Source organism: Prosthecobacter sp., assembly GCF_046154365.1.
Lineage (GTDB): Bacteria > Verrucomicrobiota > Verrucomicrobiia > Verrucomicrobiales > Verrucomicrobiaceae > Prosthecobacter.
In genome coordinates this window covers 29296-43330 of sequence record NZ_JBJXFV010000009.1, presented here as the reverse complement: position 1 = coordinate 43330, position 14035 = coordinate 29296, and the positions used below count along the sequence as shown (strand labels likewise).

The 14035-nt window shown below is 56.3% G+C and carries 13 protein-coding genes; 12 read left to right on the top strand and 1 reads right to left on the bottom strand.

Translation table 11 applies throughout. The features are described 5' to 3' along the window. Positions 1-5: 5 nt before the first annotated feature. From ACKVY0_RS01265 to ACKVY0_RS01220, 10 genes are read left to right on the top strand one after another with little or no spacing between them, the layout of a single operon-like run. A complete protein-coding gene (locus ACKVY0_RS01265) occupies positions 6-449 on the top strand; it encodes a MaoC/PaaZ C-terminal domain-containing protein (protein ID WP_409212966.1) in 444 nt (147 codons plus the stop codon). Beyond that, positions 446-1351, top strand: a complete 906-nt coding sequence (locus ACKVY0_RS01260) for a class I SAM-dependent methyltransferase (protein WP_409212965.1) — start codon at positions 446-448, stop codon at positions 1349-1351. Before ACKVY0_RS01265 ends, ACKVY0_RS01260 begins: the two co-directional genes overlap by 4 nt. Next, the gene (locus tag ACKVY0_RS01255; protein ID WP_409212964.1) at positions 1348-3198 is read left to right on the top strand and encodes an HAD-IIIC family phosphatase; all 1851 of its coding nucleotides are present in this window, start codon (positions 1348-1350) and stop codon (positions 3196-3198) included. The genes ACKVY0_RS01260 and ACKVY0_RS01255 overlap by 4 nt, the downstream gene beginning before the upstream one ends. Beyond that, positions 3195-4142, top strand: coding sequence for an acyltransferase (locus ACKVY0_RS01250; RefSeq protein WP_409212963.1), 948 nt, complete (start codon positions 3195-3197; stop codon positions 4140-4142). Before ACKVY0_RS01255 ends, ACKVY0_RS01250 begins: the two co-directional genes overlap by 4 nt. 20 nt (positions 4143-4162) lie before the next feature. Next, the gene (locus ACKVY0_RS01245) at positions 4163-4831 is read left to right on the top strand and encodes a cyclase family protein (RefSeq protein ID WP_409212962.1); all 669 of its coding nucleotides are present in this window, start codon (positions 4163-4165) and stop codon (positions 4829-4831) included. A gap of 12 nt (positions 4832-4843) precedes the next feature. Beyond that, a complete protein-coding gene (locus tag ACKVY0_RS01240) occupies positions 4844-5098 on the top strand; it encodes an acyl carrier protein (RefSeq protein ID WP_409212961.1) in 255 nt (84 codons plus the stop codon). Further along, positions 5095-6255: a class I SAM-dependent methyltransferase gene (locus ACKVY0_RS01235; RefSeq protein ID WP_409212960.1), complete on the top strand. Its 1161-nt coding sequence runs from the start codon at positions 5095-5097 to the stop codon at positions 6253-6255. Before ACKVY0_RS01240 ends, ACKVY0_RS01235 begins: the two co-directional genes overlap by 4 nt. Further along, positions 6252-8390 (top strand): DUF4910 domain-containing protein, encoded by a 2139-nt coding sequence (locus tag ACKVY0_RS01230; RefSeq protein WP_409212959.1) that lies wholly within the window; start codon positions 6252-6254, stop codon positions 8388-8390. The genes ACKVY0_RS01235 and ACKVY0_RS01230 overlap by 4 nt, the downstream gene beginning before the upstream one ends. A gap of 1 nt (position 8391) precedes the next feature. Further along, entirely contained in the window at positions 8392-9303 is a 912-nt protein-coding gene (locus ACKVY0_RS01225; protein WP_409212958.1) for a methyltransferase domain-containing protein, read from the top strand. 42 nt (positions 9304-9345) lie between these two features. Beyond that, the gene (locus tag ACKVY0_RS01220; protein ID WP_409212957.1) at positions 9346-10020 is read left to right on the top strand and encodes a hypothetical protein; all 675 of its coding nucleotides are present in this window, start codon (positions 9346-9348) and stop codon (positions 10018-10020) included. Here the strand turns inward: ACKVY0_RS01220 and ACKVY0_RS01215 are convergent. Further along, a complete protein-coding gene (locus ACKVY0_RS01215) occupies positions 10007-11338 on the bottom strand; it encodes a surface carbohydrate biosynthesis protein (protein WP_409212956.1) in 1332 nt (443 codons plus the stop codon). The genes ACKVY0_RS01220 and ACKVY0_RS01215 overlap by 14 nt on opposite strands. Before the next feature lie 102 nt (positions 11339-11440). On the opposite strand from ACKVY0_RS01215, the gene ACKVY0_RS01210 reads away from it, so the two are divergent. Both ACKVY0_RS01210 and ACKVY0_RS01205 read left to right on the top strand, forming a co-directional pair. Then, positions 11441-12598 (top strand): glycosyltransferase family 61 protein, encoded by a 1158-nt coding sequence (locus ACKVY0_RS01210; RefSeq protein WP_409212955.1) that lies wholly within the window; start codon positions 11441-11443, stop codon positions 12596-12598. Further along, positions 12595-13551 carry a glycosyltransferase family 9 protein gene (locus ACKVY0_RS01205; RefSeq protein WP_409212954.1) on the top strand — a complete coding sequence of 319 codons (957 nt, stop codon included), beginning with the start codon at positions 12595-12597 and terminating at the stop codon, positions 13549-13551. The genes ACKVY0_RS01210 and ACKVY0_RS01205 overlap by 4 nt, the downstream gene beginning before the upstream one ends. Positions 13552-14035 lie beyond the last annotated feature (484 nt).

The following is a 14035-nucleotide window of genomic DNA, read 5'->3' as shown; positions in this document are numbered from 1 at the left end:
TTTCTATGACGGCAAAGGAACACACGATACAATCTCTTGCAGTCGGCCACGAGGAAAGAATTGAAGTCCATGTCCGACCGGAAGATGTCTCTGCTTTCTCCCGACTCAGCGGAGATTACTCCCCCCTGCATGTGGATGAGGAATTTGCGCGTTCTAAGGGACACCCATCCTGCGTCGCCCACGGCTTCCTAATCGGGGCTTATGTGTCTGCGCTGATAGGAATGCTGCTGCCCGGCAGGCACGGAATCATGCAGTCCTGTGAACTTCAGTTCCGATCTCCCTTAATTGCTCCGCAGACCATCGTCGTAACTGGAACGGTGAGCGGCGTTTCTCAAAGCACTGGACAAATAACAATCAAAATTACCGTGAAAAATTTAGCCGGAAGCATGTTCGCCACTGGCAAAGTCACCAGCATAATTCGGAGTCTCAATCCAGCAACGCCATCATGAAACCATCCTCGTTCCAGCAACTTTCCAAGCTCGTTCATACCAAATACGCAACATACGCAACTCTATGGGACCGCAGTCTCGAGCAGTTTGGCAGCGCTTGGGAAGATGAGATTTCCGGACACATCGACAAGGTTTTTGGATCGGAGCCTAACCAGCGATGGGAAGAGGCCGCAGATGGCTATGCCGAGTTCTGCACCGAAGCACTGCGAGCTCAAGTCTTCTTTGAAAAGCATGGCCATTATAAGGCAACAAACTACCAAGAGGTGCTTAAAGAGTGCTACCACTCATCCGAGTACATGGAGAAACGCTACCTGCCAGGACAGTACCTCTCGCATTCAATCTGGCCGCATCATCAGCGAATGCTCCGCCATTTCACGGATGTGTTGTTGCCGATCATCGCCAAGGATGTTTCCCTCTTTTACGAAATCGGCGTCGGCTGTGGCCTGTACTCCCAGAAAATTCTACAAACTCTGCCCAAGGTCCGCGGGATAGGATATGACATCAGCGATTACGCCCTCAAGTTCACCTACCGCGTCGTGCAAGCACACGGTCTGGCCGACCGCTATGAGATACGCAATCAAGACATCATCTCAAAGCCCATCGAGCAAAAAGCAGACTTCGTCATCAGTCAGGAGGTGCTGGAACATCTGGAAGACCCTCAGGCTTTCATTCACGGGCTGTTTGCGGCCGTTCGACCCGGCGGCTGGGCCTACATCACTGCCGCCATCAACGCTGCTCACACTGATCACATCTACTTGTACCGCTCACCCAAGGAAGTCGAAACCCAGATTGAAAAAGCGGGTTGGATAATTCATGACACACAAATTGAGTGCAATTATCCGGAAAAGCCTGTGGAGTTCCGTCCGACAATCGCAGGCTTTCTCGCGCGCAAGCAGCCATGAACTTTGCCGACGCGCTCGCCCGCATCAAAAAACATGCCGTAGATGGCAGGTTTGATGATGCTTGGAGTGCATTGCGGCACGCCATGCTCGGGTCTTTTAAAATTCCCGACTTGCAAAAACTTAACCGCGAACTACAGGCACATGCGGCTGCATGGAATATCCTCACAGGAGGAAAAGTCATCCGCTTTGCACTGGTTGGCGGTTACACAACTGACCCCATTAAGCAACTGCTGCTCCCTTTGGCACTGGCCGAAGGCTATTGGGCCGAGATTTACGAAGGAACCTACAATACTTTTGAGTCTGAGCCACTGGACCCTTCCAGCGGACTTTATCAGTTTAGGCCGGACATCGTTCTTTTTGCCACCGGAACAGTAAATTTGACCTCTTTCCCGCCTGCGGGAGCGGAGTCTGTAGTTATCGGACATATGGCTGACGAGGTGCTAGCTGCCTGCCGAGCTCGCTGGCATGCCATCGCGGTGGCCACTAGCGCGCGGATCATCCAGCACAATTTCGAGTTGCCGTCCGTGCTGCCGCTCGGACGGCTTGAAGGCCGCCTAGATTGGTCCGCCACCAATTTTGTCCGGTTGCTTAATGACCGCCTGTGGGAACACGATGGGCACGAAATTCGCGTGCTAGACACTTACCAGATCGCGGCCAACTGCGGACGCCGCCAGTGGCATGATTCGCGCTGGTATCATCATAGCAAACATGGATTTGATCCCAGTCTCATTTATCACTATGGCCGTGCCTTGGCTGGGTTGCTACGCGGCATGCTCGGTACAACGCGAAAATGCCTCGTTACCGACCTAGACAACACGCTATGGGGTGGGGTAATTGGTGATGACGGTCTCGACGGCATCCAGTTGGGCAATGTTTCCGCGTCAGGCGAAGCCTATGCCGAGTTTGGACGCTACCTTAAGTCATTGCAGCGGCTAGGAACAGTGCTCGCCGTCAATAGCAAAAACCATGCACAAACTGCTGCCGAGGTATTTAACAGACATCCTGAGACCGTACTGCGGCAGGACGACTTCGGTGCCTTCATCTGTAACTGGGAGAGGAAATCGGACAACATCCGCGCCATTGCTCACCAGTTGAATCTGGGTTTAGACAGTCTCGTATTTGTTGATGACAATCCCGCCGAGTGTGAGGAAGTGCGTGCCGTCTTACCCGAGGTCACCGTGATTGAAATGAGCGGCGATCCGGCCGGCTTCCCACGCCGCATCGAAGAGCTGCAACTGTTTACCCCGCTGGATTTCACCACCGAGGATCTAGCCCGAGCGCAAAGCTATGCCGCCGCTCAGCAGATCACACGGACGGGTGATTCGTCGGTGGATCTCGATGCGCATTTGAGCGGACTGGCAATGGAGGCCTCGATCGGCCCTGCCCATGAGGGCGACCTGCCCCGCCTCGAACAACTCTTCAGCAAGACCAACCAGTTCAATCTCACAGGCCGCAAGTATGAAAAAGTATCTTTGCAGCAGATGATGAACTCACCAGACAAACTGCTGCTGGCAGGGCGATTGAAGGATAAATTTTCCAATCACGGTTTGGTCTCAGCGTTAGCGGCGCGCTGTGAAGGCTCAGTTCTTATCGTTGAAAACTGGGTAATGAGCTGCCGTGTCTTCACAAGAACATTGGAGGAATCCATTCTGAACAGATTGATTGACGAAGCACGGCTGCGTGGCTGCACCAGCGTGCTCTGCACAATTGTGCCAACTTCAAAGAATGAATATGCGCAGCGTTTCTTCGCAAAGTTGGGCTGGCACACCGGACAGGATGATGCAGCCCAAGTTTGTGAGCTAAGAACGACCATGCCTGAATACAAAACATTTGTGCAAACCGTATGAACATAGAGAAAATTGAACATTTGGTGGCTGCGGACGAGGATATCAATATGCAGGCTGTCCGTGTCCTAATGGGAAGCGAAGACGAGCACCTCGTAGTGCTGGCGGAATTTGGAGGTCCTCGTGTGACGGATGTAGATAATCTGAAAAGCCGCATCCAACAGAAGATCACCAAGGCCGGCTGGCGTGGTGAGATAACGATCGAAGTACTCCGTGCGGGCTGGCTCTCTAATTCAGAAGGACCGCTAAATGCTGTGGAATCTGCGGCCAAGCATGTCCAGATGGTAACCAGGCGTGCTGATACGGAACAAATCTTCAATTCAACTTTCGAGATGAACATCACCGAAGAAGAAAAGGATACTTTTGGCTACTTTGGCTCGTTTTCGAAAATCCGAACCCCGACAAGCATTGCCCACCCGAAGCTGATTCACATTGGCAACTGGGTCAGTCTAGGAAGGTTTGGAAAGATATTCATGCAGACGTCATTCGCGGAGTTAAAGGAGTACCTTGCCCAACACTACCCCTCCGTCGCTTACAACATCCCTGAAAAAATCTGGATGCCACGTTGCCCGCGGCTGAAGATTGCTGACGGGGCCACCATCGGCGATTTTTTCTTTATCAACTGTAACCGTGACATCGAGATAGGCATCCATGCAGGAATAGCCGACCGCGTTTATATTTCCGACGGCAACCACCTGCACAACAATCCTGATCTGCCCCCCGCATTGATGCCCAATGAGATGGGCAAACCCATCAAAATTGGAGATCACACATGGCTCGGAGTCAATACCGTAATTCTCAACGGGGCGACTGTTGGTAAGCACAGCATCGTGTCTTCGAATTCGGTTGTGACCCGCGACGTCCCGGATCACTGCCTAGCAGTGGGCAACCCTGCAAAAGTAGTCCCTTTGAATGCTTTTGGCTTCAACCAAAGGTGCGCAAGCTAACAACTAAAATCCCTGTACCGATGACACCTCGCATCATCGACCTCAGCTATCCCATTCACGAAGGCATGACGACCTTTCCGGTGCATTGGCACCCCGTCGTCGAGATCACTCAGCTCGCCCGCCACGGCATCGAGAATCGGGAAACGCGCAAGATCGTCATGGGCACCCATTGTGGCACACACATCGACGCACCGCGTCATTTCATCCCAGGCGGTCCTACCATCGAGCAAATCCCGCTCGATTGGCTCGTTGGTCCAGCGCGCGTGCTGAATTTCACGCCCGTGACTTTGCCAAAACAGGAATTCGGCGTGGAAGACTTCAAGCAACGCTTAGGCGACGAAAAACCGGAGCGCCTCATCCTGCGCTTCGACTGGTCGGATCACTGGGGGACGATGCGCTATTACACCGAACAGCCCTACATCACCGAGGAGGCAGGACACTGGCTCGTCGAACGCGGTGTGCGTGTGCTGGCCATGGACACCCCGCAGGTGGACAGCCCAGACAATGGCCGCACCGGGCCGAAGGACTCCCCGCTGCATAAAATCATGCTCGCCGCAGGCGTAGTCTTTGTTGAATACTGCACCAACCTCCGCCAAATCTCCCGCCCCGAAGTCGAACTCGTCGTCCTGCCACTCAATATCCTCGGCTCCGACGGTGCCCCGGCGCGAGTCATTGCCATCGAACGCTGAATCACATCTCCCATGAACGTCACCCAAATCGTCCTCGAATTTTTTGACTCCCGCGGCGGCCTACCAGGCGCCTCGCAAGATGAAAAACTCGCCTGCGCCTACCTCGATGCCAAAATCGTCGATAGCATGGGCATTATCGACATGGTTTCGCACTTTGAGGATATTTTTGACATCCGTTTTGATGCCGACGACCTGCAATCCCAGGAGTTTCAGACCGTGGGAGGCCTTATTGGCGTCATCGAAAAACTCCGTACCACCGCCGCATGAGCCAGATCTGCCCGGACATCATCTCCTTCCCGGAATCTCCCGCCACACACCCGGAACGCTGGGTGCTTATGAACGTTTTCACCCGCCAGTGCCTCGGCGTGGGTCCCGAAGTAATGACCGTGCTCGCCAATCCGGATGTTGAAAGCACCGCCACCTACCGCATCTGGCGTATCTGGCGCTTTTCCCACATCGACGGCTTGCTGGCCGACCCCAGCCGCTTCAAACGAGATGCAGGCACCTGGGGAGATCCGCAGATCGTCGATCACGCCACCTTGATCAAGCTGCTCAAGGATCAGTGCATCTTCATCGACGATCTCGCCAGTTACCGCGCTCGTTTCGACGTCAAGAAGTCACTGCTCGACCGTCAACGCTTCGGCACCTACCACCAGCAGCTCGGCCAGCAATTGATCGCCATCGAGCGCCGTGACCCAACCGCCTGGTGGCTGGAACAGAAGTTCACGCCCGATCTCGCCGCCATCCGGCAAGACAACCTCTACGGCGCAGTTCAGGACCGCTTTCTCGACCAATGGCTGCCTAGGCGCATCACGCCGGGCATGCGTATCCTCGATCTCGGCTGCGGCGCAGGTACCATCGCACAAAAAATGGCCCGCCTCGGCGCCAGCGTGCTCGGCGTCGATCCGAATCCCGAGTACATCCGCCGCGCCAGCGAACGAGCGGAAGGAGATTCGACGTTCCAAGTGCTTGATCTGAACTCTCCCGGTGCTCTCGACGCGCTACCAGCCGCCTCGTTCGACTGCATCTACATGAGCGACGCACTGCTGTTCTACTTCGTGCCTTATGAGCCCGGCAAGCCGCTCGATCTGCTGCGTTTCATCTCGGACATCAAACGGCTGCTCAAGCCGGGCGGCACTTTCCTCTCGCTGGAGCCTCATCCAGTGTTCTACATCCAGCCATGGCTGGGAGATCCGGCGCGACCTTTTACCGTGATGACCGAGTATCTGCACACTCACTGGCGCATCAATCCGCCACTCGCCACGCTCACCCGTCCGTTCCTCGACGCCGGCTTCACGGTGATCGGCATTGAGGAACTGGCCAGCGATCCGGAGAATCCGAAGGTGGATGCCCGCGCGGCGCGTTTCGCCGCGGAGTTTCCCGTGTGGCTGCTCGTCGAATTTCAAGCCCCCGCGAACGCATGAGCCGCCCGGGACACCATTACTCCAAGGATGACCTCGTCGCCGCGCTGCGCCAAGTGGGCGTGCAGGAGGGTGTAACGATCCTCGTCCACATGAGCCTCGGTCGTCTCGGTTACTCCGACCGAGGCCGGACCATGTCAGACTCCTGTGCCGTGCTTCACGAGGCGCTCCGAGAGGCTGTGGGTCCCCAGGGCACGATTCTCGTTCCCGTTTACACCTATTCGGTTGGCCGACGGGAGGTGTTTGACCTGAAAGACACGCCGTCAACAACGGGAGAGTTCACAGAATTCTTCCGGAAGCAGCCCGGAGCCGTCCGTTCCGCCGATCCCATGCTTTCCATGGCTGGAACAGGGCCACAGGCGGAAAAACTGCTCACCAATCTTCCGCGCACTTGTTACGGCCATGGCAGCGTCTATGACCGGCTGTATGAGGCTGATGCTCGCATCGTCACCGTGGGCTTGGGACTGTATTGGGCGACTTACCGCCATTACATCGAGGAGCATTGCCACGTGCCGTTTCGATTCCCGAAGCTCTTCACCGGTTTCATTCGTGAAAGCGGAAAAGAGCGGAAAGAAACCTGGACCTATTATGCCGCGCCATTCACCAAGAACTGCGCGCCCAACGGCATCCCGCTTGAAACGCGGGCACGCGAGGCTGGATTGTGTCGTGTTCAATCCGTTGGGCGCGCCGAAGTATGCGCCATCGGCTGTCGCGAGTACCGTGATTTTGCGGAGAAGGAATTCGCTCGCGACCCTTGGCTGAGCGCCGAAGGACCGCCGCTAACGCTGCAACAGCTCGTGGAGAAAGAGGCGGAACGTGTCGGAGTGCCCTGTCCTCAGGTGAACCTCCCGGAGAATGCAAGCATGATGCAGATGCTTGAAGTTCTCGGACCGCTCCATCGCCACATCGTTTCCGATGGCTACGACGCTGGCATGCGCGCACTCGCCAACGTGCTGCCGATGACCATTCACGAATTTCCCACCGGCAGTGAATGTCTAACGTGGCTCATCCCGGAAAAATGGACCTGCAAGGAAGCTTATTTGGAGACCCTCGACGGCCGCCGCATCTTCTCACATGCCGATCATCCGCTGCACGTCGTATCATATTCACTGCCTTTCGACGGCGTGGTGGCCAGAGAGGAATTGTTGAAGCATTTGCATGTGCATCCGCTCATGCCGGAGGCCGTTCCGTTCATCTTCAAATACTACGAACGCGACTGGGGCCTGTGCTGTTCCCGCCAGACGCGTGACGCCCTCGACCAGGACCAGTATCGCGTCGTCATCCGTACCGAGTTTAGTTACTCCACGTTGAAGGTGGGAGAAGTCATTCTCCCGGGTGAAAGCGAGGAAAGCATCGTGCTCTGCACGCATCTCTGCCACCCTGGCCAGATCAACGATGACCTCTCCGGCTTAGTGGTGGGCGTGGAGGTGATGCGCAGGCTGATGAAACTCCCGTCACGGCGTTTCACTTACCGCTTCATCATCCTTCCGGAAACCATCGGCTCCGCCGCCTGGCTCAGCCGTCATGAGCACCTCATCCCAAAACTCGCCGGCGGCATTTTCCTCGAGATGCTGGCGCGCGGCAACGCATTCACCCTGCAAAGCACCTTCCCGGGGGGAACCGAGCTTGATCGCTGCTTCAAGCTGGCCGCCACCCAAGCAGCCCCAGACACCACCGTCATTCCTTTCCTGTGCATGAATGATGAGCGCCAGTTTAACGCGCCAGGCATCCGCGTGCCTATGGCCGCGCTCTATCGTATCCTGCCGGATGGCCATCCTGACTGGCCGTATCGCGAGTATCACTCTGATCACGATGATCTGCGTCATGTGAGGCCGGAGCACTTGGAACAATCCTGCGACTTGGTCATGGCCATGCTCGATGCGCTGGAAAAAAACGCTGTCCCCGAGTTGCTGTTCAAGGGGGAGCTGTTTATGTCACGCTATGGCCTGCACATCGACTGGTATGTGGACCGGCAGGCCAATGAGCAGTTCTTCAACATCCTATACCGCATGGACGGCACTCGCACCTTGGCCGCCATCGCCACCGAACTGAACATTTCCTTCCAGTCCGTCCACGCTGTGGCCGAAAAACTTGTCAGCGCCAAACTCTGCCGCCTCCACCCAGCCAGCACCCGATAAAATGAACACCTCCCATCCGGACATGCCCACTGTCAAAGAGCTGGAATCTGCTCTCCAACAAAACATCAACCTCATGGGCCTCATGCGAGAGCGCAATCGCGTCAGCCGCAACACGCCGGATGCGATTCTCCTTTCCTACGATCTGCAAAGCGGCAGCTACACCGCTTTGCTGGACGACCCGGAGTACCGTGCATTGAAAGATCGTATGAACGCGTTGACCGCAGATGTGCTCCGCCCGCTCGGCCCGGGCACCTTGCTCGAAGTTGGTGTCGGCGAGGCCTCCACGCTCGCTGGCGTGATCTCCAACCTGGGCATCCCAGCCACTGACGCGGCTGGATTTGATATTTCATGGTCGCGCGCCGCCTACGCGCGCCGCCATCTCGAGACATGTGGTCACCATGGCGTCACGCTCTTCACAGGGGACATCGGTTCCATCCCGCTCCCAGACAATGCTTATGACATCGTCTACACCGCGCACTCCCTCGAGCCCAATGGTGGGCGGGAGCGTGAATGCCTGATGGAATTGCATCGGATCGCCAAAAAATGGCTCGTCCTCTTCGAACCAGCTTACGAACTGGGCAATGAGACGACACGCAAGCGTGTTGAAGAGCATGGCTACTGTCGCAATCTGCCCCAGATCGCTCGCGACCTCGGGTACGAGGTCGTCGAGCACGCGCTCTTTGCCTGCAGCCCGTGGGACTACAACCAGTCCCAGCAAATCATCATCCGGAAAAAGACCGCTGGTCCAGCCAATGATCGGAAGTTTGGGTGCCCCTCCTGCAAGCGGCCTCTGCGCGATCACTTGGGTCATTTGTTTTGTGAAGAATGCTGCAACGTGCATCCAGTCATCGGTGGCATCCCCTGCCTGCTTCCAAGCAACGGAGTTCTGGCCACCAAATTCATGGCGTTTTAAAAACTCCGCACATCATAAAGTCAGTTTCCATCACCGCGTCCCATGCAAGGCAGCCTGTCTTTCCGTGACACCCTGAGTTATGTCGCCGCACAGTTGAACCGCCTGTTTCCAGATGGCAACGTGGTGGCGGAAGACGATCTTGAGCACCCGGTCAAAGAAGCATTGGAAGCTGCGGAATTCTGCTTTGCACACATCAAAGACAGGCATTTTTGGCGTGGCGACCGGCCCTGCTTTGACCATTTGCACTCAGAACAGTACTCCATGTTCCTTTACTGGGCGGGGCATGCTGCCTGGAGGCAGAATAAGCCGGCACATGTGCCGCTGAAGCTATATTTGCTGAACAAGGCCCTGCATGGGATTGACCTCTTTCACGAGGTCGTCATGCCGCGTGTTTTCAAGCTGGGACATGGCGTGGGCAGTGTGCTGGGTCGTGCCACCTATGGTGAATATTTTTTTGTCAGCCAGTGCTGCACGGTGGGTGCCGTTGGCTACGATTATCCAGTCTTCGGCAGAGGCGTGGTGCTTTCCAGTGCATCCAGTGTGCTCGGCCGGTCGCATTTGCACGACGAAGTCTGCGTCGGGGCTGGGACACTGCTGGTCAACGAGACCGTCGAGGCCGGCATGACTGTGGTGGGGCATACCCCTGACATCCGCTGCTGGCCCTCCAAGAGCCCAAGTTGGAAAAACCTGTTCTTTGAAGCGGTCACTGGAGTGTGATCTCGAGGAACCGATCCCCATGCAAACGCGTCTTCAGAGGTTTGTCGAGCATCTCCCCGCAGGCGGCGACCCGCTGTAGAATGGATACAGGGCTGCTCGGCTGGTATTTGGTCATGCCCTTTCTGGTTCGCAGCCTGCTTTTTAGCTTGTCCAGGAGGCCGTGCAGCCGGGTCATGAGCAGAACTCCAGGGCGTGCCTCGGCGGACCCCAGTTGTTTTTTAACCTCCGCCGCAATGGCGGCAATCGTTGCAGACGCGCACTTTTCAGACGGGTAGTTTTCAATCAGGCGGTTGATCTCCGAGCAATCCAGAGAAGTTTTGTCCTGTAATGTGCCGGACTTCAGAAGGTCCACGACCTCTGTCTCGCTGCGACACTGGATGCTGATTTTGCGCGGTCCCGGCTCATCGTAGTGTTCGTCGAACACCGGCTGGTAATTGATAATCGTCGGCGTGAGCCGCACGGCCTCAAGTGCCGTGGTGCAGCCAGTATGCACGAGCGCGCGTGCAGCGGCAAGCCACGGCACAACAGATCCCTCGGTAAGCACATGCACGTTGGGATACGCCTGTAGCACCTCTCGATAGGCTGCCGGATTTTCACCAGGATGGGGCCGCAGCACGATGTTGACGCCGGCGAGTTCCCTGCTCAGCCGGGCAGCCAGGCAGATGTAGGCCGACTGCAGGTCCGAGTGATACTTGAAAAAGCCAAGCCAGTAATTGTCTGGCTTGTCATCGCTGAAATCCTTGATGGCCGAGACCAGTGCCGCAAAATTGCTAGCGAAGGCAAACTTGGTGTTCAAGAGCACAAAATCGCCAAAACGCCTTCTGATATCCGCCACCTCAGCATCAAAAAAACGTGAGAACCTGGATTTGCACAGGTCAAACTTCGGGTGGCCGGTGGCAATGATATGCGGCGCATGATCGGGGGCCGCGCTTTTGAACATGGCGGCGGTGACCTCACCCCATGCGCAAACATAATCATCCGTGGAAATCCAGCGCGGATCAAACATCATCAGGAACTGGCTCATGTCCACTTTGCTGGCATCGAGCAGCAGTTCCTCCTCGGCCTGGAATAGCACCCGATGGCCGTCCTTTTTCAACGCATGATATTTTTTGAGATTGGGAGACGCCCCGCCCAATACGGCCTGCTTGCCCACATACAGCCCATTTTTAAACCCCGCCGCCAGACGATGTATGCTTTTCGTCTCACCGACAAACACCCGGGTGTCATCTTCAACCAGATGCACCGCCATCAAAAGCTTGGCGTCGAATTCCCTGGCGCTGATTTCAACAGGGATGAAGATCGGGGTAAGGCTCGGCATGCACTTGGTTTTCGAGGTTGGCGCCGAGACTGTCCACTGATTTGTGCTCACAGATTGCAGGAATCATTTGCCTCCGTCTTCCCAGCATTCATGGATCAGTGCATGGTGAACCTAGCGCGCTGCTTTCATGACATCTGGTCCCAGGGCGCTTCGCGGCTTGGTTTTCCGGTCTATGAGGCTTCGGAGGCGGAAATCACACAGCAGGCCGCCCAAACCTGGACACTACAGGCACGCGGCACTCGTGTCTTGGATAATGCCCTCGAGCACCGGATCAATCCCGCCTGTCCTGCAACCCTCGACATGTGCTGGCAGGATGTGTCGTGCAGGGAACTGCACCACACCTTGCTCACTGGTGATGATGGCATGGTCTTTTTAGCCAACGGCAGGCACCTTCGGAACTGTCCCAGCCTGCGCCACCATCCAGATCGAAAAATCCGCCGGCCCTTGCACTTCATGGCCCAAAAAATGAAGGAGCCCTGCTTCTACCTGGCCGGGAGAAACTATGAAAACCACGGCCATTTTCTTCTGCACCACCTGCCCCGTCTCATGGCCGCCCAGAACAGTTTTACTGAAATGAAACAGCCCAAAATCTTGCTCGGAAACCGCGTGAAACGCTGGCAGGAACGCTATCTGGCCGCAATGGGCATCCAAGCAGAGAACATTCTGCGCGCCGGAGCAGGCACGACTCATGTGGAGTCTCTGTTTTACGCGCCACAGATATGGACTGACACGGCACTGGCCGATCCCGAAATTCTGCACAAGCTGCGGTGCGCTTTCCTGACGCACAGCCAGTTCTCCCATGCTTCCGCTGCCAGCCAGGCTCCTGTTCTGATCTCACGGGCTGACGCCCCTGACCGAAAACTGCTCAATGAACGCGAGATCGCAGCGGAAGTGGAACGCCAGTGGGGAACCTGCGAAGTACTGGAGTTGAGCAAGCTCGATTTCGCCACACAATTGCGCAAATTTGCCACGGCACCACTCATTCTCGGCGCGCTCGGCCAAGGCTTCGCCAACCTGCTCGTCGCCAGTGGTGCTCTCTGCCTCATCCTCGACACCGAGGAGCAGTGGAGCGAATCCTACTTTTCACGGACCTTTCGTGATCTGGCCCTGATGCACGGCAACATGGCCGCCAGGCTTTTCGCCGGCCGGTCGATTCAAAAACGCGAGCATTGGAGCTATCCGCTGCCTAAATTTAAGCAGGAACTTGCGACCGCCACCGCCCTCTGGAAACAACACCGTTCCCTTGCGCCCTCACCGTGAGTACCGCCGTCGTTTACCATAAACAGCTTGGAGACACGCTCTTGTTGCAGCCTGCTTTGGCAAGGCTCGCAGCACAGGATCATGAGCCTGTCACTCTTTACACACTGCCTGGACATCGACCGCTCGTGGAATTGATGCCGGGGGTGCAATGGGGCGAACGGGCCGGCTATTTTGCCAGTGCCTTCAAGCGAGTTGTCGCCCTCGATCAAGGATCGCAATCATTGCTGAAAAGCCTGCGGCTGCGTGCTCGGCATCGGCTGTTGCTCACGCGTGCCGAGGTTTATATCCGCTGGTATCATCGCCTGCTGTTTCACGCCTGCAGATCGGAAAATCTGAACGACATCTATGTGGCGCGTTTTTATTTCGATGCGGTGGGCGGTGCGGCTTCGGACACCTTCACATCGCCCAAACTTCATGCACCGCCTCCCGAGTGGGTGCAGCCTGAGATATCCGCCACAAACGCTGTGATCATCAATCCGGCCTCAGGCTGGGAGCGAAAATCTTGGACGGTCGAAGGCTGGCGCTCGGTCATCCGCTCCGTGCTGGCGATGGATCTCGGTCCGGTGTTTGTCTCCAGTGGCACCTCCGAATGGCACCAGCGCATGGGACGTGAGATCTGTGAAGGCTTTCCTGCTTCCCAAGTGCGCAATCTTGCTGGTCAAACCACGCTACGCGGCTTTCTCGCGCTGCTCGCGCGCGCGACCATCACGCTCACCGTCGATGGTGCTGCCTCCCACATCTCCCAAGCATTTGGGCGGCCAACCGTGGTGCTTTTCGGCCCCTCAAAAACTCGGATGTGGCATTACGAGACACCACAAAACCGTGCCATCCACGCCAGTGAGTTTAGTACCGAAGCGCTGCCGCCCACCGCCCTCATTCCACCCGAACGCATCATTGATGAAATGCAGTTGGTCCTAGCCAGTCCAACCAAACAGCAGATACGGGAAGATTGAGCCACCCGATGAGCTCATGCCCCGCTTTGTTTATAATACTCCAACGTTCTGCGCAGACCTTCCTCCCATGACACCTGGATCTCATAGCCGAGGCACTCGCGTGCCGCGCTGATGTCCGCCAAGGAGTGTAGGATGTTGCCCGTGCGGCGTGGTTCAATGCGCGCAGGTTGTGCTGATGGCCGTCCACACCCACCTGGTCTTCGCAGGAACCTTTTGCCACCTTCTGGGCCTGTTCGCGCTTCCGTTTCTCGAAACTGTAATTGGATTTATTGCAGCGAACCCCATAGCACCATTTGCCGGGAGTCACGCCAGCAAATGCGATGAAATTCAGCATTCTCGATTCCGACCTCGTTTCTGCTTATCAATCGTTCATGCCTTCTTCGGCAACGCATCATCTTCACTTCGCTCTCTTGCGTCACCGCGCTCTTGCGCTATGGAAACCGACGAAGGCTGTTTGGTCTCCCTCTTGTTTTCGTGCCCCCGC